We start from the raw sequence: 19,855 nt of genomic DNA, 5'->3' as shown, positions 1-19,855 counted from the left end.
GAAGCGGCCGGCCCAGGTGGTCTCAAAGGTCGATCAGCAGGCGCATCGGATCCTCGATCGCGTCCTTCATGATCTTCAGCGCAGTCACCGCCTCGCGCCCGTCGATGATGCGGTGATCGTAGCTGAGCGCCATGTACATCATCGGGCGGATCACCACCTGACCGTTCACGGCCACCGGGCGCTCGTCGATCCGGTGCAGGCCCAGCACGGCGCTCTGCGGCGGGTTGATGATCGGGGTGGACATCAGCGAGCCGAACACACCGCCATTGGAGATGGTGAAGGTACCGCCCGACATGTCGGCCATGGTCAGCGCGCCTTCCTTGGCCTTCTTGCCGAAGCCTGCGATCGCCTGCTCGATCTCGGCAAAGCTCATCGATTCCACGTTGCGCACCACCGGCACGACCAGCCCGTTAGGGGCGCTGACCGCCACCGACAGATCGACATACTTGTGGTAGATGATCTCGTCGCCTTCCATCCGCGCATTGACTGCGGGGACGTCCTTCAGCGCCAGGCACGCGGCCTTGGCGAAGAAGCTCATGAAGCCGAGCTTGATGTTGTGCTTCTTGGCGAAGACATCCTTGTAGGCTTCACGCGCGGCGATCACCGCGCTCATGTCCACATCGTTGAACGTGGTCAGCAGCGCTGCCGTCTCCTGCGCACTCTTCAGCCGCTTGGCGATGGTCTGGCGCAGGCGCGTCATCTTGACCCGCTCCTCGAGACGCTCTCCACCACCGGAGGAGGCCGGCGCCGCAGCGACGGCCGGGGCGGAGGTGCTGGCACCGGGCGTGTCCTTCTTTGCCTGCGCGGCGGCGACGACGTCCTCCTTGGTCAGGCGGCCATCCTTGCCGGTGCCCTTGACGGAGGCCGGGTCGATCCCGTGCTCCAGCACCGCACGGCGCACGGAGGGGGACAGCGACTGGTCACCGGCAACATCGCCATTGCCGGCGGCAGGCGCCGTTGCGGGCGCGGGGGCAGCAGCAGGTGCCGGGGCGAAGGCTGCCGGGGCGGATGCAGCGCCGGACGAGGCGCCACCCTGATCGTTGATCGTCGCGATCGCCGCGCCGACCTCCACGGTGTCGCCCACCTGCACCAGGTAGTCGCCCATGAACCCGGCCACAGGGGAGGGGACCTCAACCGCCACCTTATCCGTTTCCAGGCTGGCGATGGGCTCGTCGGCAGCAACCGCCTCGCCGGGCTTCTTCAGCCACTCGCCAATGGTCGCCTCGGCCACCGATTCCCCAAGCACGGGGACCTTTACTTCAATCGCCATGTCGATTTCCTGCCATCAATTCTGCGAAAGGCCGAGCGCGGCCGAGACGAGTGCTTCCTGCTGGGCCTTGTGCCGGCTGGCCAGGCCCGTCGCCGGGGATGCGGAGGCGTCGCGACCGGCATAGGTCGGCCGCATGCCGGTCTTGCCGGCGGCGCCCAACGCCTCCTCGATCCGGCTTTCCACGAAGAACCAGGCGCCGTTGTTCTTCGGCTCCTCCTGGCACCAGACCACCTCCTGCAGGTTCGGCATGCGCGCCACGCGGTCGGCCAGCGGCTCGCCCGGGAAGGGGTAGAGCTGTTCGACACGAATGACGGACACATCCTGCAGCGCTTCCTTGTCGCGGGCCTCGAACAGGTCGTAGGCGACCTTGCCGCTGCACAGCACCAGACGGCGCACCTTCTCGTCCGCCACCGGGGTCGGGTCGGACAGCAGCCGCTGGAAGTGGCTGGTGCCCTGGAAGTGTGCCGCGGCGCTCTTGGCCATCGGATGGCGCAGCAGCGACTTGGGCGTCATGATAACCATCGGCTTGCGGAACGGCCGCAGCATCTGGCGACGCAGCACGTGGAAGTAGTTGGCGGGGCTGGTGATGTTCAGCACCTGCAGATTGTCGTCGGCGCACAGCTGCAGGAAGCGCTCCAGACGGGCGCTGGAATGTTCCGGCCCCTGACCTTCGTAACCATGCGGCAGCAGCATCACCAAGCCGTTGGCTCGCAGCCACTTGGACTCGCCGGACGCGATGTACTGGTCGATGATGATCTGTGCACCATTGGCGAAGTCGCCGAATTGCGCCTCCCACAGCACCAGCGTCTTGGGATCGGCCAGCGCGAAGCCATATTCGAAGCCCAGCACGCCATACTCGGACAGCGGACTGTCATAGACCTCGAACTTGCCGTGCGGCAGGCTGGAGAGCGGCACGTATTTCCGCTCGTCCTGCTGATCCACCCAGATCGCGTGTCGCTGGCTGAACGTGCCGCGACCCGAATCCTGGCCTGACAGGCGCACGCCGAAGCCTTCCGTCACCAGGCTGCCGAAGGCGAGCGACTCCGCGGTTGCCCAGTCGAACCCTTCGCCCCCATCGAACATGGCGCGGCGGGCATCGATCACGCGCGACAGCGTCTTGTGGACGGTAACGTCGTCCGGGATCGTGGTGAGCGTACGGCCCAGGCTGTCGAACAGCTTGGGGCTGATTGCCGTTTCCACGTTGCGCGGCGCGGTCTCGGGATCGGCCGGCTTGTGCAGCCCGCTCCACCGGCCGGCGAACCAGTCCGCCTCATTCGGCTTGTAGGACTTGGCCGCCTCGAACTCGTCGGCCAGCACGGCCTCGAACTCCGCCCGCATCCCGTCCGCATCGGTCCCTTCGATCACGCCTTCGGTGGCGAGGCGCTGCGAATACAACTCGCTCACCCGCGAATGCCCGCGGATCTGCGAATACATCAGCGGCTGCGTGAAGCTGGGCTCGTCACCTTCATTGTGGCCGAAGCGGCGGTAGCACCACATGTCGATCACGATGTCGCGCCGGAACTGCTGGCGGTACTCGATCGCCAGCTTGCAGGCGAAGGTCACCGCTTCCGGATCGTCGCCATTCACATGCAGGATCGGCGCCATCACACCCTTCGCCACGTCGGACGGGTAGGGGCTGGAGCGCGCGAATTGCGGGCTGGTGGTGAAGCCGATCTGGTTGTTGATGATGAAGTGCAGGCAGCCGCCGGTGTCGTACCCGTTCAGGCCTGACAGGCCGAGGCACTCCCATACGATGCCCTGGCCGGCAAAGGCGGCATCACCGTGGATCAGCACGGGCAGGACCTGCTGGTGCTTGGTCAGGTCATCGCGTTGCGCCTGTTGCGCGCGCACCTTGCCCAGCACCACGGGATTGACGGTTTCCAGATGCGACGGGTTGGGCACCAGGCTCATATGGACGGAGGTGCCGTCGAAATCGCGGTCGGTGCTGGTACCGAGATGGTACTTCACGTCGCCCGATCCGCCGACATCGTCCGGATTGGCGCTGCCGCCGGAGAACTCGTGGAAGATCACGCGGTACGGCTTGGCCATCACGTTGGCGAGCACGTTCAGCCGGCCACGATGCGCCATGCCGTACACGATCTCGCGCACGCCCAGCGATCCGCCATACTTGATCACCGCTTCCAGCGCGGGGATCATGCTCTCGCCGCCATCCAGGCCGAACCGCTTGGTGCCGACATACTTCTTGGCCAGGAACTGCTCGTATCCCTCGCCGCGGATCACCGCCTGCAGGATGGCGCGCTTGCCCTCCGGCGTGAAGGTGATGACCTTGTCCGGTCCTTCGATGCGGTCCTGCAGGAAGCGACGCTCATCCACATCCGCGATGTGCATGTATTCCAAGCCGACCTTGCCGCAATAATTCTTCTGCAGCACTTCCAGCAGCTTGGCCGGCTTCACCCAGTCGAGGCCAAGATTGCCGCCGACATAGACGTCACGGTTCAGCGCCGCGCCGGTGAAGTCGTGCCATTCCAGCGTCAGATCTTCGGGCAGCTCACGCTGCGACAGGCCCAGCGGGTCGAGCTTCGCGGCCAAATGGCCACGCACGCGGTAGGACCGGATCAGCAGCATGGCGCGGATCGAATCGCCCGCGGCCTGCTCCACCTGGCTGGCGTCGAGGGCCTTGCCTGCCTTGGCGGCGGCTTCCTTGACCACGACGCTCATCCGCGTCGGGTCCATGGCCATCGCCAGGTCGTCGCCCGCGGCGGTTCCGGCATTGCCTTCCGTCAGGGGCCAGTTGGCGTTGCGCCAGCTGGGGCCGGGCTGCGGCCCTTCCTGATCGGTCAGCTCGGGGAGAAAGGTTTGCGCTTCGTTACCCATTGTCGGTTCCAGACCTGCGTGTTCCCGCGGTTCGCTGTGGCGGGCAGTGCGGCGCCCCGGATTGCGGGGCGCCGGTATTCAAGCGATCACACCCGTTCCTTCAGCAGCGCGTCAAGCGTGCTGCCGAGTTCGGACGGGGAGTTGGCGACGCGCACGCCGGCCTCTTCCATCGCCGCGATCTTGTCTTCCGCGCCGCCCTGGCCGCCGGAGACGATCGCGCCCGCATGGCCCATGCGCCGGCCCGGAGGGGCGGTGCGGCCGGCGATGAAGCCGACCATCGGCTTCGACCGGCCGCGCTTCGCCTCGTCCTTCAGGAAGTGCGCAGCTTCCTCTTCCGCCGAGCCGCCGATCTCGCCGATCATGATGATCGACTTGGTCGCGTCATCGGCCAGGAACAGCTCCAGCACATCGATGAAGTTGGTGCCGTTGACCGGATCGCCGCCGATGCCGACTGCGGTGGTCTGGCCGAGACCCGCATTCGTGGTCTGGAACACGGCTTCGTAGGTCAGGGTGCCCGAGCGGCTGACGACGCCGACCGAACCCTTGGAGAAGATGGAGCCCGGCATGATGCCGATCTTGCACTCTTCCGGCGTCAGGACGCCGGGGCAGTTCGGGCCGATCAGACGGCTCTTGCTGCCGCTGAGCGCACGCTTGACGCGCACCATGTCCAGCACCGGAACACCTTCGGTGATGCACACGATCAGCTCGACCTCGGCATCGATCGCCTCGAGGATCGAGTCGGCAGCGAATGGCGGCGGCACGTAGATGCAGCTGGCGGTCGCGCCGGTCGCGGCCTTGGCCTCTGCCACGGTGTCATAGACGGGCAGACCGATATGCGTGGTGCCGCCCTTGCCGGGTGTCACGCCACCGACCATCTGCGTGCCGTAGGCCAGCGCCTGCTCGGTGTGGAAGGTGCCGGTGGCACCGGTCATCCCCTGCGTGATGACCTTGGTGTTCTTGTCGACGAGAATGCTCATGTTGCGTCCTTTCAGCCCAGCTCGCCGTCGATGCCCTTGCAGGCAACCAGCAGTTCCTTGACCGCATCGACGCTGACCTGGAAATTGTCCTTCGTCTCGCCTTCCAGCGCGATCTCGATCACTTCCTCCACGCCGTTGGCGCCGAGCACCGCCGGCACGCCGACATACAGGCCGTCCAGGCCGTACTGGCCGTCGACATAGACCGCGCAGGGCAGAATGCGCTTCTGGTCGCCCAGATAGGCTTCCGCCATGGCGATGGCACTGGTGGCCGGCGCGTAATAGGCGCTGCCGGTCTTCAGCAGGCCGACGATCTCGCCGCCGCCGGCGCGGGTGCGCTGCACGATGGCGTCGATGGCTTCCTTGCTGGACTTGCCCATAGCAACCAGGTCATCGACCGGCACGCCGGAGATGGTGGTGTAGGAGGTGACCGGCACCATGGTATCGCCATGACCGCCGAGCACGAAGGCGTTCACGTCCTTGACCGACACGCCGAATTCCCACGCCAGGAAGGTGGCGAAGCGGGCGGAGTCCAGCACGCCGGCCATGCCGACGACCTTGTTGTGCGGCAGGCCCGAATATTCGCGCAACGCCCACACCATCGCGTCCAGCGGGTTGGTGATGCAGATCACGAACGCATCCGGCGCATGCGCCTTGATGCCTTCGCCGACCGCCTTCATGACCTTCAGGTTGATGCCCAGCAGGTCATCACGGCTCATGCCCGGCTTGCGCGGCACGCCGGCGGTGACGATGATTACGTCCGACCCGGCGATGTCGGCATAGTCGTTGGTGCCGGTGATCCTGGCGTCGAAGCCTTCGACCGGGCCGCACTGCGACAGGTCCAGCGCCTTGCCCTGCGGCATGCCTTCGGCAATGTCGAACAGGACGATGTCGCCCATTTCCTTCTTGGCGGCGAGGTGTGCCAGTGTGCCACCGATCATGCCGGCGCCGATAAGGGCGATCTTCTTGCGGGCCATGGTCTTTGCCGTATCCTCTTCAGCGCGGGCGCATTCGGCTCTTCCTGATGCCGCCCTGCATCCCGCAGACGGGCCGGCACCGGTGTGGCGGATGCCGTAGGCCCGCAGACCGCTCTTTGCAACCGGCTAAACGGTGTTGCTATAAACGAAGCTGATAACAGTTCGCAAGAGCGACAGGCGAGCGATCAGGTGAGTTTGTTAGGCGGCGGATCGAATTGTGCCGGTGCCGATTTGACCAGCTGGAATATGGAACATATACGAACCGTATGTTGTTCAACAGGGAGGTTCAGCGGTGGGGATCGTGAAGATCGATGATGCGCTGCATGCGGAGGTGCGCAAGGCCAGCGCGGTGATGTGCCGGTCCATCAACGCGCAGGCCGAGTTCTGGCTCAAAATCGGCATGCTGGCAGAAGCGAACCCGACAATGCCGTTCAACGAGATCGTCAAGGCGCAACTGGCGGCAGCCAGGGTGTCGCTCGTCCAGGCTGCCGCCTGACATGGTCAAGACCCCGGACGAAGTGGCCCTGATGCGCATCTCCGGCAAGCTGCTGGCTTCCGTGTTCGAGATGCTCGATCGGCAGGATCTGGCAGGAATGTCGACCTTGCAGATCAACGATCTGGTCGACCATTACATCACCACCGATCTCGCCGCCCGCCCGGCGAGCAAGGGGCAGTACGGCTTCAAGTTCGTGCTCAACAGTTCGATAAATCAAGTCGTGTGCCATGGCGTGCCGGATGCAGGCGAGGTCGTGCGAGACGGCGACATCATCAACCTCGACATCACGCTCGAGAAGAACGGGTTCATCGCGGATTCGAGCAAGACCTACCTCGTCGGCGATGTTCCCCCTGCTACCAGGCGGCTGGTGCGGGTGGCGCAGGAGGCGATGTGGCAAGGTATCCGGCAGGTGCGCCCGGACGCGCATATCGGCGATGTCGGTCACGCGATCGAGCGGCATGCCAGGAAGCACGGCTACTCGGTCGTGCGCGAGTTCTGCGGGCATGGCATCGGGCGCGAGATGCACGAGGAGCCGCAGGTGATGAACTTCGGCCGCCCCGGCTCGGGCGTCCGCCTCCGGGAAGGGATGGTGTTCACGGTGGAGCCGATGCTCAACCAGGGCAGTCGCCAGGTTGTCACGCGGGACGACGGCTGGACCGTGGTCACCAGGGATGGGAAGCTTTCCGCCCAGTTCGAACACACGGTCGCCGTGACGGGTAACGGCGTCGAAGTGCTGACGCTGCGCGCGGACGAGACGCCGCTGCGGACCTAGCGCTCCCGCGAAGTCGCCGCATCGGCGCGCCGACGGGCGGGCAGCCCCCACCACGGCGTTCCCGGCGAAAGGTGGTGTTCGTGGTGATAGCCGCCGAAATGGAAGCAGGTCAGCAGCGACAGCACCGGAGCGATCCTGATGCTGTGCGCGCGATGGTCATCGGCAAACGGTTCGTCCCGTTCCCGATGCGGCAACCAGGTGCCGAACACGAACAATTGCGCCACCGCCCCCAATGCCGGCACCGCCCAGAAGATGACGATGTTGCCGAGCGGCGCGCCGAGCAGCAGGGTGTAGACCAGCGCCACCAGCGTGATCCGCACGATCTGCCCGTGCGAGTAATAGTTGCGGAAGAACTGCCCGAACCACCCGAACAGGCTGGGATTGCCGCCATGGAAATCGGGATCGCCGTCCCGGCCCGTATGCCGATGATGCAGATGGTGCCGCGGAAGCAGTGCGGCGTAGGACAGGCAGGCATACAGCGCCAGCGAGGCGGTACCGATCGCGCGGTTCAGACGCGGGTGCCCGGGGGCAAGCGCCCCGTGCATGGCATCATGGGCGATGATGAACAGCCCGGTGCTGAGCCAGGTCTGCACCAGCACCATCAGTGCGGCGAGCGGGACGGCGGACAGGCTCCAGTGCCAGAAGAAGATGCCGGTGACGTGGATCGCCAGCCAAGCGGCAATGATCGCGGCCGCCAATGACACGCCGACCACCGCCTGCCCGCGTGTGGCATCAACCCTGGCGGGGGCAGTCGCTATCACTGGTCCGCCGCTGCCGGGGTCTTGGCAGGGTTCCTGGCCTGAGGCGCCCGCTTGTGCTGCTGTTCCGCGTGGGCGCGCAGCTGCGCCTTCAGCACCGCCGGCTTGCGCGCGAACAGGAAGCCGTGGCTGACCGTGCCATCCTTCCCCTCGACCGCATGATGCAGCCGGTGCGCCTGCAGGAGCCGCTTGAAGTAGCCGCGCTTGGGCACCCACCGGAACCCGCCGCGCTGATGTACCAGCATGTCATGCACGAAGGTGTAGATCAGCCCGTAGATCGTGATGCCCAGTGCCGCCCACCACAGCGGCTCCCACCATAGGCCGACGACGAACAGCACGATCGGCACGATGGCGAAGACGGCGGCATACAGGTCGTTCTTCTCGAACCAGCCCTCATGCGCCTCGTGATGCGACTTGTGCCAGCCCCAGCCCCAGCCATGCATGATGTAGCGATGCGCCGCCCAGGCGAAGCACTCCATGAACAGGACCATGAAGACGACAACGGCGATCCTTTCCAGCCACGTCATCGGCAACGGCCATCACGGTTGGCAGCGGAAGCGGGGATCGGGCGCAGCATCCATCCTATATATGCGCAACGGGTCGGGGATGCGAGAGCGAGATGTCGGCAGACTCCCGGCAGCTTCGCCCTAGAGGCACGCTTCCAGATAGGCCTGGTCGAACCCGAACTGCCGCGCCTTCTCCAGCGTGTAAGGCCGCAGACCGCTGGAACGGAACTCGCCCAGGATCTTCCCGTCTTCGCCTTCGTCCAGATATTCGAAGTTGAACAGCTCCTGCGTGACGATCACATCGCCCTCCATGCCGATCACCTCGGTGATGTTGGTCGTGCGGCGGCTGCCGTCGCGCAGTCGCTTGACCTGCACGATCAGGTCCACGCTTTCGGCGATCTGCCGGCTGATCGCCTCCTTCGGGATCTTGATATCCCCCATCAGGATCATGTTCTCCATGCGCCCCAGCGCCTCGCGCGGGCTGTTGGCGTGGAGCGTGCACATCGATCCGTCATGACCGGTGTTCATCGCGGCGAGCAGGTCGAACGCCTCCGCGCCGCGGATCTCGCCCAGGATGATCCGGTCCGGCCGCATGCGCAGCGCATTCTTGACCAGATCGCCGATCGTGATCGCGCCCTGACCTTCCAGGTTGGGCGGGCGTGTTTCCAGCGGCAGCCAGTGCGGCTGCTGCAGGCGCAGCTCGGCCGCATCCTCGATCGTCAGCACGCGTTCGCCCGGATCGATCATCTTGGACATGGCATTCAGCATGGTGGTCTTGCCGGAGCCGGTGCCTCCGGAGATGACGATGTTCATCCGGCTCGCCCCTGCGATCTTCAGCGCGGTGCACATCGCCTGATCCATCGAACCGAAGTTCTTCAGCATGTCCAGCGTGATGGGCTTTTCGGAAAACTTGCGGATGGAGATCGCCGTTCCGCGCAGGCTGAGCGGCGGCACGATCACGTTGACGCGGCTGCCGTCCTTCAGCCGGGCATCGGCCAGCGGCGTGGTCTGGTCCACCCGCCGGCCGACCTGGTTGACGATCCGCTGGGCGATCTGGAACAGATGCGTCTCGTCGCGGAAGCGAATGGGCGCGATCTGCAGCTTCCCCTTCTTCTCGATATAGGTCTGGTCCGGACCGTTCACCATGATGTCGGTCACGTCCGGATCGCCCAGCAGCTCCTCCAGCGGGCCGAAGCCGAGCAACTCGTCGATCAGCACCTTTTCCAGCGCGAACTGTTCGCGCCGGTTCAGCGTGATCTTCAGCTCGGTCAGCACCTCCATGATGATCGGGCGGAACTCCTCCGCCAGCTCGTCCTTGCTCAGCGTCGCCGCCGCTTCCGGGTCGACCCGCTCCAGCAGGCGGGGCAGGACCTGCTCCTTGATGCGATGGATGCTGGCCTCGAACCCGCCGCTGTCGTCCGCGCCGGTACTGGTCAGCGCGCGGGCGCGATCCTCCAGCCGGCTCATCGCATCGGCCTTGCTGCCGCCGGGCGTCGCCGGTCCGGCCGCCAGCGCACCCGCGGCGCCGGGCTCCAGGCCGGCCGGTATGTCGGGCTGGGCTGGCGGAGGCGGGCTGAAGGACAGGCCGGTGCCTTGCATCGGCTGCGCCACACCGAACTGGGGGCGGGCGGCGGTGGTTCTTTGTCCGAAAGCGCTCATGACCAGGGATGGTTAGGCGGCAAAGCTTGCGTTTCCCTAAACGCGCGATCGCCGTTACATCCGCAGGCAGGGCGGCAGACCAAGGATTGCGACACGGGACGATGCAAGGCGGGGAACGCGCAGGGCTGCTCTACACGCTGGCAGGGTTCATGCTGCTGTCCGTCAGCGATGCGCTGGTGAAGGGGCTTGCCGGCACCTGGGCGGCACCCGCCATGGTCTGCGGCCGCTATCTGGCGGCGGCTTTGCTGCTGGGCCTGGTGCTGGCCCGGCAGGAAGGCGTGGCCGCGCTGGCCTTGCCGCGGAGCGGACTGCAATGGGTGCGCGGGATCGCCATCGCGCTGTCGGCCGTCGGCATGTTCATGGCTTTCTGGATCATGCCGCTGGCCGAAGCGACCACCATCGCCTTCACGCAACCGGTGCTGACGGCAATCCTGGGGATGGTATTGCTGGGGGAGCCTGCCCGGCGCGAGACCTGGATTGCCACCGCCATCGCCTTTGCGGGCGTCGCGATCGTGCTGCGGCCCAATCTGGCGGCGGTCGGACCTGCGGCCTTGCTGCCCCTGCTGGGCGCAACCGGCCTGGCGGTCACCATGGTCGCCAACCGTGCCAGCCGCGGGCAAGCCAGTGTCCTGCGCATGCAATACTGGCTGGCGATCACCGCCACCTTGTTCATGCTGCCGGTCGTGCCGCTGCTGCACGCGACGGGGCTGGAGCCGTTCCAGCTCACCTGGCCGCACTGGAGCGTGCTGGCCAGACTGCTGCTGGTCGGCGGCATCGCCAGCACCGCGCACGGGATGATCTACATGGGCACCGCGCGGGCCGACGCGGGTGCGGTGGCGCCGATGACCTATGGTCAGCTGCTGGGTGCGACGACGCTGGGCGCGCTGTTCTTCGACGAGGTGCCGGACCGCACCGCGCTGATCGGGGCGGCGCTGATCATCGGGGCCGGGCTGTATATGTGGCACGCCACGCGTCAGCCGCTGGCGGAGGCGCAGACCGAGGCCGATGTCGGACGTTGATGCGCCGGTCTGCTGGCTGTGCGGCCGGCCCCTCGGCGCCCGCGTGCAGCAGCATCATACCGTGCCCAAGGCCAAGGGTGGTCGGTCCACCGTGCCGCTGCACCCGATCTGCCACAAGGCGATCCATGCGCATTTCACCAACGCGCAACTGATGCGGCAAGGCGCGGATCGTGCCCGTCTGCTGGAGAATGCCGAACTGGCCGGCTTCGTGCAGTGGGTGGCGAACAAGCCCCCCGACTTTCACGCACCGACGCGCACGAAGCGCCGGTGAGATGCCCGCCGGCGTCAGTCCTCGACGTGCTCGGCCAGCACGGTCAGGCCCTTGTCGCCCACCTCGGCGAAGCCGCCACGTACCTGGATCAGTTCCGGCGCGGCGCCTTCGGTGCGGAACACCTGCACGGCGCCGTCGCGGATGGTGGACATGAACGGCGCATGCCCTTCCAGCACGCCGAACTCGCCTTCGGTGCCGGGGACGACGACCATGTGCACCTCCTCCGACCGGACGAGCTTGGCAGGGGTCACGAGTTCGAAATGCAGCGGCATGGTCAGGTTCAATCCTTGGGCTGGGGCGCGTCTATAATCGCGGAGGAGCGGCTGTCCAGACGGAAGGCCAGGATGATGGCGATCGCGCCGGCAATGGCGTAGCCGGCCAGCCGCAGCAGTTCCGGCCAGAGCATCTGGTAGCCTACGGTCTGCAACCCGGCCAGCGGCACCAGAGCAATACCCGCCGCGCTGCCCACGAACAGGCGCAGGATGCCGCGTCGCGCGCCACGCAGGATCTGCACATGGGCGTAGAAGTTCACGGCGATGAAGGGAAAGCCGACGGCATACAACCACAATGGTTGCGGCGGCACGGCCAGCAGATGGCCCTTCAGCATGGCAAAGGCGGCATCGAACTGCTGCCAGTGCGTCACCCGCCAGCGATGGATATCGAAGGCCGAAATCAGCAGGAAACAGGCGATGCCTGCCCAGGTCAGCCGTTGCAACAGCCGGTCGATCCGGAGCTGCCGCCCGGCTTCAAAGCCACGATTGTCCTGCGCCATCCTCTTGCTCCATCATCGGGCCGCCGGCGGGCAGGGCGCGGGGCACGATCGGCCCCGCGCCATAACCCTTCAGGCGCCTTCGGCCATCTTGCGGGCCTTCTCCACGGCCTCGTCGATACCGCCGACCATGTAGAAGGCGCTTTCCGGCAGATGATCGTACTCGCCTTCGACCACCGCCTTGAAGCTGCGCACGGTGTCTTCCACCTGCACGAACTTGCCGGGGATGTTGGTGAACACCTCGGCCACGTGGAACGGCTGCGACAGGAACTTCTGGATCTTGCGCGCGCGCTGGACCGTCAGCTTGTCCTCTTCCGACAACTCGTCCATCCCCAGGATGGCGATGATGTCCTGCAGGCTCTTGTACTTCTGCAGCGTTTCCTGGACCCGGCGGGCCGTGTCGTAATGCTCCTGCCCGACGACCGCCGGGGTCAGCACGCGGCTGGTGGAGTCGAGCGGATCGACCGCCGGGTAGATGCCCAGCTCCGAAATCGCGCGGTTCAGCGTGGTGGTCGCATCGAGGTGGGCGAAGGAGGTGGCGGGCGCCGGATCGGTGAGATCGTCGGCCGGCACGTAGATCGCCTGCACCGAGGTGATCGACCCCTTGTTGGTGGAGGTGATCCGTTCCTGCAGATTGCCCATGTCAGTCGACAGGGTCGGCTGGTAGCCCACGGCGGACGGGATGCGGCCCAGCAGCGCGGACACTTCCGAACCCGCCTGCGTGAAGCGGAAGATGTTGTCGACGAAGAACAGCACATCCTGTCCTTCCTCGTCGCGGAAGTATTCGGCCATGGTCAGGCCGGACAGCGCGACGCGCGCGCGGGCCCCCGGGGGCTCGTTCATCTGGCCGAAGACCAGCGCCACCTTGCTGCCGTCGGACGTGGCGTTGCCGTCGGCGTCCTTGGCAATGACCCCGGCATCGAGGAATTCGTGGTACAGGTCGTTGCCTTCGCGGGTGCGCTCACCCACGCCGGCGAAGACAGACACGCCGCCATGACCCTTGGCAATGTTGTTGATCAGTTCCTGGATCAGCACGGTCTTGCCCACGCCGGCGCCGCCGAACAGGCCGATCTTGCCGCCGCGCGCATAGGGCGCCAGCAGGTCGATGACCTTGATGCCGGTGACCAGGATCGCGGCCTCGGTCGACTGGTCAACGAACAGCGGGGCTTCGGCATGGATCGGGGCAGTGCGATCGGCGCCAATCGGGCCGCGCTCGTCGATTGGCTCACCGATCACGTTCATGATGCGGCCCAGCGTCTTGGGGCCGACCGGCACGCGGATCTGCGCACCGGTGTTCATCACGTCCTGCCCGCGGACCAGGCCGTCGGTGCCGTCCATGGCGATGCAGCGCACGGTGCTCTCGCCCAGGTGCTGTGCAACCTCCAGCACCAGACGGGTGCCATTATTGTAGGTCTCGAGCGCGGAAAGAATGGCGGGCAGCTCGCCGGCGAAGGTCACGTCGACGACGGCGCCGATGACCTGGGCGATCGTGCCCTTCTCGGTAATGTTCGGGTTGTAGGCGGGGGCGGTGGCCATGGTGTTCGTCCTTGGTCCTGAGATCAGAGCGCTTCCGCGCCGGCAATGATTTCGATGAGTTCGGTGGTGATCGCGGCCTGGCGGCTGCGGTTGTACTGGATGGTCAGGGAGTTGATCAGGTCGCCGGCATTGCGCGTGGCGTTGTCCATCGCGGTCATGCTCGCGCCCTGTTCGCTCGCCGCATTCTCCAGCAGCGCGCCGAAGATGCGCGTCTTGAGATAACGGGGCAGCAGCTCGGCCAGTATTTCCTCCTCGCCCGGCTCGTACTCCACCACCGCCTCGGCGCTGCCCGCAACGGGCGCAACGGTCGGGGCGGGGACGGGGATGATCTGCTGCACGGTCGGTTCCTGCACCAGGGCGGAGCGGAACCGGCTGAAGAACAGATGCGCCACGTCGAACCGGCCGGCCTCGTACATCGCCACCAGCTCGTCCGCGATCCGCTCGGCCTCGGCGAAGCCGGGGTTGCGGATCTCGGACGTGTCGAACTGAGCGGTGATCTGGTCGGGGAAGGCGCGGCGGATCACCGGGCGGCCCTTGCGGCCCACCAGGTAGAATTCCACGCTATGGCCCGCCGCCTCCAGTTCGCGTGCCTTCAGCAGGGCGGCACGCACGATGTTGGAGTTGAACGCACCGGCCAGCCCCTTGTCGCTGTTCGCCACCACCAGCAGGTGGCGCGAATCGGCGCCCGTGCCGCGCATCAGCAGCGGGGCATTGGCCTGCCCTGCCACCTTGCCGGACAGCGACGCCATCACGCCTGCCAGCCGCTCCGCATAGGCACGCGCGGACTCGGCGGCCGCCTGTGCCTTGCGCAGCTTGGCCGCGGCGACCATCTGCTTGGCCTTGGTGATCTTCTGGGTCGACTTGACCGAGTTGATCCGACCCTTGAGTTCCTTGAGCGATGCCACCGGCCGCTGTCCTTACGCGAACTGGCTGCCGAACGCGTCCAGCGCGCTGACGACCTTGGCCTTCACGTAGTTCTCGAACTTCTGCGTGGTGCGGATCTCTTCCAGCACGCCGGCATGTTCGCCGCGCATGTAGGACAGCATCGCCGTCTCGTACTCGGTCACGCGGTTCACCGGCACATTGTCCAGGTAACCGTTGGTGCCCGCGAAGATCGACAGGACCTGCTCCTCCACCGGCATCGGATCGAACTGCTTCTGCTTCAGCAGCTCGGTCAGGCGCGCACCGCGGTTCAGCAGCTTCTGCGTCGAGGCGTCCAGGTCGGAACCGAACTGCGCGAATGCAGCCATCTCGCGGTACTGCGCCAGCTCCAGCTTGATGGAGCCCGCCACCTTCTTCATCGCCTTGGTCTGCGCGGCGCCGCCGACGCGGCTGACCGACAGGCCCACATTGATGGCCGGACGGATGCCCTGGTAGAACAGGCCCGTTTCCAGGAAGATCTGGCCGTCGGTGATGGAGATCACGTTGGTCGGGATGTAGGCCGACACGTCGCCCGCCTGCGTCTCGATGATCGGCAGCGCCGTCAGCGATCCGCCGCCATTGGCGTCGCTCATCTTGGCCGCACGCTCCAGCAGGCGGCTGTGCAGGTAGAACACGTCGCCCGGATAGGCTTCGCGGCCCGGCGGGCGGCGCAGCAGCAGCGACATCTGGCGATAGGCGACGGCCTGCTTGGACAGATCGTCATACACGATCACGGCATGCATGCCGTTGTCGCGGAAGAACTCGCCCATGGCCGCGCCGGTATAGGGCGCCAGGTACTGCAACGGGGCCGGCTCGGATGCCGTGGCCGCGACCACGATGGAATATTCCATCGCGCCATTCTCTTCCAGCTGACGCACGATCTGCGCCACGGTGGAGCGCTTCTGGCCCACGGCGACGTAGATGCAGTACAGCTTCTTGCCTTCGTCGGTGCCGGCGTGGGCGTCCTTCTGGTTGATGAAGGTGTCGATCGCCACGGCGCTCTTGCCTGTCTGGCGGTCACCGATGATCAGCTCGCGCTGGCCACGGCCGACCGGGACCAGGGCATCGATCGCCTTCAGGCCGGTCTGCACGGGCTCGTGCACGGACTGGCGCGGGATGATGCCAGGGGCCTTGGCTTCCACGCGGCGACGCTCGGTCGTCGCGATCGGGCCCTTGCCGTCGATCGGGTTGCCCAGCGCATCGACCACGCGACCCAGCAGGCCCTTGCCCACGGGCACGTCCACGATGGTGGCGGTGCGGCGCACGCTGTCGCCTTCCTTGATGCCCGCATCGGATCCGAAGATCACGACGCCGACATTGTCGGCTTCCAGGTTCAGGGCCATGCCCTGCAGCCCGTTGTCGAACTCGACCATCTCGCCGGCCTGCACTTCGTCCAGACCGTGGATGCGGGCGATGCCGTCACCTACGGACAGCACGGTGCCGACTTCCGACACCTGGGCGTCGGTGCCGAAGCTGGCGATCTGCTCCTTGATGACGCGGGAGATTTCTGCGGCGCGGATTTCCATGATCTGCCTTTCGTGCGGCGCTTGGTCTTCAGGCCTTCAAGGCCTGGGAGAGGGTGTTGAGACGGGTGCGGATCGAGCTGTCGATCCGGCGCGAACCGATGGTGACCACCAGTCCGCCAAGAATGTCGGGGTCGACGCGCGACCGCAGCTTGACCGTGCGCCCTTCGCGGGCCCGCAGCTTCTGCTCGATCGTCTGCAACTGGCCTTCGTCCAGCGCATGGGCGCTGACGACCTCGGCCGTGACCTCGCCCCGCTGGGCACCGGCGATCATGCCGAACGCGCGGATGATCTGCGGCAACCGGTCGATCCGGCGATTCTGCGACAGCGTGCCGAGGAACCCGGCGGTGAGGCCGGAAATCTCCAGCGTCTCGCCGATCTCGTCGAACACGCGGCCGATCGCCTCGCGGCTGACCTGCGGGTTGCGGATCAGCGCGCGCAGTTCCTCGCTCTCGGCAAGGGCGGCGGACAACCGCTCCAGATCGCCTTCGACCTGGGTGACGGTGCCTGACTCAACAGCCAGGTCGAACAGGGCGGAAGCGTAGCGGCCTGCCAGACTGGCCTTGATACCGGCGGATAGCTCCACGGCGGAATGGTCCTCTCGAGACGGACAAAGGTGTTTGTACGGACCTGCCTGGTCAAGGATCACTGAATCAGCCCCCCGGCAGAGTAGGGGCGCGCCTAGCATCCACATGGGCAGCTTGCAACCGGACTGCCACAATGGATGGCCGGCTATCGCCCGGCGTCGTTCTTGGTGCAGCGATAGACCAGCCGTTCGTTGGGCGCAGGCGGCAGTACCGCCAGGATGGCCTGCTGCCGCTGGGCCAGCTGGATGGCCGCCGCACCGCCGCCGCCACATTGCGGCACCTGGTAACCGCCGCGCGCGGCCCGCGCCGCTTCCCGTGCCTCGCGACCGAGCAGGTACCGGTCGACGCGGTACTCGCCCGTCGCCGGGTCGAAGCGGTTGACGGTCGCCGCCGCTTCCTCCTCCGGCACCAGGATGCGGGTCCAGTCGCCACCGGTGCGCGCATATTGCGTGCGGCCGTTGACGCAGCCATCCGCAGCCCACCGGATCGCGACATCGCCCGCCGCGTCGCCCACCACCCGGCTGCGGCTCTCGTCCAGCACGCAGGTATAGCTGCCTGCCGGATTGTCGCCCGCGTCCGATCCGCCCGCCTCTGCCGTCCGCTGCGCCAGCAGGCTGTCCGCCAGGCGTCCCTCCACCTGCGCGAATCCGGGCCGCGCGGCCCAGGCGCCGCCGGCACCCAGCAGGGCCAGTGCCGCCACGGCAAAGGCGATGCGCGGGCGCGTGGCGGTCTCGTTCTCGCGCGGGAATTCGTGCAGGAACATGCCGTACAGTGCCGCGGCAAAGCCGGCGATCAGCAGCAGGAAGGTGGCGGCCATGCCGTTCTCCCGCTCCGCGATGATCTCGAACTCGATCGCGCGCCGGGCATCGGCCTGCCGTCGCGCGGTAGAAGCGGCATCGGCCTCGGCGGCGCGGGCCGCATCTTGCGCCTCGCGTTCCGCGCGGCCGGCCTCTGCAGCCTCCAGATCGGCGAGGCTGCGGCAGGGGGAACTGTTGACCCGCGGGACCACGCCATTGGCGGTCAGGAACGGCAGCAGCTCGCGGGTCGAGACGGCGAAGAAGAACTCCGCATCCGCGCTGCCGCTTTCCGTGCCGAAGCTGTTGACCCCCACGACGCGGCCACATTCGTCCAGCAGCGGCCCGCCGCTGTTGCCGCGCGCGATCGGCGCGGTGTGCAGCAGCGTGTCGAAATCACGGGACGGACGCCGCCCGCTCAGGAAGCCGGCACTCTTCACCGGGGGCACCGCGCGGAACAGGTCGCCGGCGGACAGGCCCTGCGCCCGGTCGACATTCATGGGGTAGCCGACCGCGACGACCGAACCGGCATCCACCGCCGGGTTGCCGCTGACCGTCAGCGGCGGCAGCGCCATGGGCGCGGTGGTCGCCAGCAGGGCCAGATCGTTGCGGTCCGAGATCGTCACCAGCCGGGCATAGATCGCATCGCCGCCATCGGATGGCACGATGCCGATCGCCAGCGACGGATCGGCCACCGCCTGCCGCACCACATGGGCGTTGGTCACCACCCGCTCCGTACCGATCGCGAAGCCGCTTCCGTGCGACAGCGGAGTGACCTGTCCGCCACGCCGGTCGATGATCACCACCCGCACCACGCCTCGCGCCGCGGCGTCGATGTCTGCCGGGTCGGCCCGCGCCGGCGATGGTGCGACCAGCAATGCCAGCAGGACGGCGGACAGGAGGAGGCGGAACAGGGATGCGACCATGATGCCCCGCTCCTTGCCGCTGCACCTGTTTGAACGCAAGGCGCGGGATGCGCCGGCCACCAACTCTTGTCACAAGCGCGCCGTGATAGGAGAAGATGCGCCATGACCCATCCGTCGATCGACGATGATGCCGCCTGGGCCGCGGTGCTGCGGCGTGACGCCGGCCAGGATGGCCGCTTCGTCACCGGCGTGCTGTCCACCGGCATCTACTGCCGCCCGTCCTGCGCGGCGCGTCATCCCCGACGGGAGAATGTCCGCTTCTTCGCCGATGGGGCGGCGGCGCAAGGTGCCGGGCTGCGCCCCTGCCGGCGCTGCCTGCCGGACGACCAGGCGCGCGACGTGGCCGCGGTGGAACAGGCCGCCGCGCTGATCCGCGCCGCCGACCAGCCGCTCACGCTGGCGCAACTGGCCGGGGCGACCGGCTACTCGCCGGCTCATTTCCAGCGGATCTTCACCCGCGCCACCGGCCTCTCCCCCGCCGCCTATGCCCGCGCGCTCAGGCGCGAACGGGCGCAGGCGGCGCTGAGCGCGGCCGGCGCGGTGACGCCGGCCATCTACGATGCCGGGTTTGAAAGCCCCAGCCGCTTCTACGCCGCCTTGGACGGCCGGCTGGGCATGAGCCCGTCCGCCTGGGCGCGCGGCGGCGAGGGGGCGCGGATCGAGTGGGCGCTCGTCGCCACCAGCCTCGGCACCATGCTGGTCGCCGCGACGGCCAAGGGCGTGTGCCGTCTGTCCTTCGCCGAAGGCGCGGAGGACCTCGCCCGCCGCTTCCCGCGCGCCGAACTGGCGGAAGGCAGCGTGGCCTTCCGGGTGTTGCTGGACCAGGTGGTCGCCGCGGTCGAACGGCCCGGCGCGGCGGCACCGGCGATCCCGCTGGATGTGCGCGGCACCGCTTTCCAGGAACGGATCTGGGCCGAACTGCAGCGCATCCCGGCCGGGGAGACACGCTCCTACGCCCAGCTTGCCGCCGCCGCCGGCCACCCTGCGGCGGTGCGCGCGGCCGGCAGCGCCAACGGCGCCAATCCGGTCGCCGTGCTGATCCCCTGCCACCGGGTGGTGCGCAGCGGCGGCGCGCTGGGCGGCTATGCCTATGGCCCGCAGATCAAGGGCGAACTGCTCCGGCGGGAGCGTAAAGGCGCACCGCCCGGCAGCTGACCGGATGCAATGCTTTGTAACTTGAACAAGGCTACCCGGGCTCCAAGGTCGTTCGGAGGCTAACAGGCCCCAACCGCTCACGGCCATAACGGCCGGGGCATCGCAGG

General features: G+C 67.0%; 19 protein-coding genes. 5 read left to right on the top strand and 14 right to left on the bottom strand.

All coding sequences use genetic code 11. The features are described from left to right. Positions 1-22: 22 nt before the first annotated feature. The 4 genes from odhB to mdh form a co-directional block, all read right to left on the bottom strand. Positions 23-1,270, bottom strand: a complete 1,248-nt coding sequence (gene odhB, locus PK98_RS07710) for a 2-oxoglutarate dehydrogenase complex dihydrolipoyllysine-residue succinyltransferase (RefSeq protein WP_039095505.1) — start codon at positions 1,268-1,270, stop codon at positions 23-25. A gap of 15 nt (positions 1,271-1,285) precedes the next feature. Further along, positions 1,286-4,105, bottom strand: a complete 2,820-nt coding sequence (locus tag PK98_RS07705) for a 2-oxoglutarate dehydrogenase E1 component (protein ID WP_039095503.1) — start codon at positions 4,103-4,105, stop codon at positions 1,286-1,288. An 86-nt stretch (positions 4,106-4,191) separates the two neighbouring features. Further along, positions 4,192-5,082, bottom strand: coding sequence for a succinate--CoA ligase subunit alpha (sucD, locus tag PK98_RS07700; protein WP_039095501.1), 891 nt, complete (start codon positions 5,080-5,082; stop codon positions 4,192-4,194). An 11-nt stretch (positions 5,083-5,093) separates the two neighbouring features. Beyond that, entirely contained in the window at positions 5,094-6,056 is a 963-nt protein-coding gene (gene mdh, locus PK98_RS07695; protein ID WP_039095500.1) for a malate dehydrogenase, read from the bottom strand. A gap of 292 nt (positions 6,057-6,348) precedes the next feature. Here mdh and PK98_RS07690 point away from each other — a divergent pair, with 292 nt between their 5' ends. Both PK98_RS07690 and map read left to right on the top strand, forming a co-directional pair. After that, on the top strand, positions 6,349-6,552 hold the full coding sequence (locus PK98_RS07690; protein WP_039095498.1) for a ParD-like family protein: 204 nt from the start codon (positions 6,349-6,351) through the stop codon (positions 6,550-6,552). A gap of 1 nt (position 6,553) precedes the next feature. Then, entirely contained in the window at positions 6,554-7,324 is a 771-nt protein-coding gene (map, locus tag PK98_RS07685) for a type I methionyl aminopeptidase (RefSeq protein WP_039095496.1), read from the top strand. Here map and PK98_RS07680 read toward each other — a convergent pair. The 3 genes from PK98_RS07680 to PK98_RS07670 all read right to left on the bottom strand — a co-directional run bounded on the left by PK98_RS07680 (position 7,321) and on the right by PK98_RS07670 (position 10,247). Further along, positions 7,321-8,085: a fatty acid desaturase gene (locus PK98_RS07680; protein ID WP_235425427.1), complete on the bottom strand. Its 765-nt coding sequence runs from the start codon at positions 8,083-8,085 to the stop codon at positions 7,321-7,323. The genes map and PK98_RS07680 overlap by 4 nt on opposite strands. After that, the gene (locus PK98_RS07675) at positions 8,082-8,609 is read right to left on the bottom strand and encodes a sterol desaturase family protein (protein WP_039095491.1); all 528 of its coding nucleotides are present in this window, start codon (positions 8,607-8,609) and stop codon (positions 8,082-8,084) included. The genes PK98_RS07680 and PK98_RS07675 overlap by 4 nt, the downstream gene beginning before the upstream one ends. 120 nt (positions 8,610-8,729) lie before the next feature. After that, positions 8,730-10,247 (bottom strand): CpaF family protein, encoded by a 1,518-nt coding sequence (locus PK98_RS07670; RefSeq protein WP_039095490.1) that lies wholly within the window; start codon positions 10,245-10,247, stop codon positions 8,730-8,732. Positions 10,248-10,348: 101 nt separating this feature from the next. On the opposite strand from PK98_RS07670, the gene PK98_RS07665 reads away from it, so the two are divergent. Then, positions 10,349-11,266: a DMT family transporter gene (locus PK98_RS07665; protein WP_039095489.1), complete on the top strand. Its 918-nt coding sequence runs from the start codon at positions 10,349-10,351 to the stop codon at positions 11,264-11,266. Continuing rightward, the gene (locus tag PK98_RS07660) at positions 11,253-11,537 is read left to right on the top strand and encodes an HNH endonuclease family protein (protein ID WP_039095488.1); all 285 of its coding nucleotides are present in this window, start codon (positions 11,253-11,255) and stop codon (positions 11,535-11,537) included. Before PK98_RS07665 ends, PK98_RS07660 begins: the two co-directional genes overlap by 14 nt. A gap of 14 nt (positions 11,538-11,551) precedes the next feature. Here the strand turns inward: PK98_RS07660 and PK98_RS07655 are convergent, their stop codons facing one another. The 7 genes from PK98_RS07655 to PK98_RS07625 all read right to left on the bottom strand — a co-directional run bounded on the left by PK98_RS07655 (position 11,552) and on the right by PK98_RS07625 (position 18,593). Beyond that, the gene (locus tag PK98_RS07655) at positions 11,552-11,809 is read right to left on the bottom strand and encodes an ATP synthase F1 subunit epsilon (protein WP_039096437.1); all 258 of its coding nucleotides are present in this window, start codon (positions 11,807-11,809) and stop codon (positions 11,552-11,554) included. Between the two features lie 8 nt (positions 11,810-11,817). Beyond that, positions 11,818-12,309: a hypothetical protein gene (locus PK98_RS07650; protein WP_039095486.1), complete on the bottom strand. Its 492-nt coding sequence runs from the start codon at positions 12,307-12,309 to the stop codon at positions 11,818-11,820. 69 nt (positions 12,310-12,378) lie between these two features. Then, positions 12,379-13,842 (bottom strand): F0F1 ATP synthase subunit beta, encoded by a 1,464-nt coding sequence (atpD, locus tag PK98_RS07645; protein WP_039095485.1) that lies wholly within the window; start codon positions 13,840-13,842, stop codon positions 12,379-12,381. Positions 13,843-13,865: 23 nt separating this feature from the next. Then, positions 13,866-14,747: a F0F1 ATP synthase subunit gamma gene (locus tag PK98_RS07640; protein ID WP_039095484.1), complete on the bottom strand. Its 882-nt coding sequence runs from the start codon at positions 14,745-14,747 to the stop codon at positions 13,866-13,868. A 12-nt stretch (positions 14,748-14,759) separates the two neighbouring features. Further along, positions 14,760-16,289 carry a F0F1 ATP synthase subunit alpha gene (gene atpA / locus PK98_RS07635; RefSeq protein ID WP_039095483.1) on the bottom strand — a complete coding sequence of 510 codons (1,530 nt, stop codon included), beginning with the start codon at positions 16,287-16,289 and terminating at the stop codon, positions 14,760-14,762. Between the two features lie 28 nt (positions 16,290-16,317). After that, on the bottom strand, positions 16,318-16,872 hold the full coding sequence (locus PK98_RS07630) for a F0F1 ATP synthase subunit delta (RefSeq protein WP_039095482.1): 555 nt from the start codon (positions 16,870-16,872) through the stop codon (positions 16,318-16,320). A 146-nt stretch (positions 16,873-17,018) separates the two neighbouring features. Next, complete coding sequence (locus PK98_RS07625) at positions 17,019-18,593, bottom strand: S1 family peptidase (RefSeq protein ID WP_039095481.1); 1,575 nt, start codon at positions 18,591-18,593, stop codon at positions 17,019-17,021. Between the two features lie 102 nt (positions 18,594-18,695). Between PK98_RS07625 and PK98_RS07620 the strand changes: the two genes are divergently transcribed. Next, complete coding sequence (locus PK98_RS07620; protein ID WP_039095480.1) at positions 18,696-19,748, top strand: bifunctional transcriptional activator/DNA repair enzyme AdaA; 1,053 nt, start codon at positions 18,696-18,698, stop codon at positions 19,746-19,748. Positions 19,749-19,855: the final 107 nt, after the last annotated feature.

The sequence above is a fragment of the Croceibacterium mercuriale genome (genome assembly GCF_000802385.1).
Lineage (GTDB): Bacteria > Pseudomonadota > Alphaproteobacteria > Sphingomonadales > Sphingomonadaceae > Croceibacterium > Croceibacterium mercuriale.
Note: the sequence above shows the minus strand (reverse complement) of the source record. Positions and strands in the feature narration are given on the sequence as shown.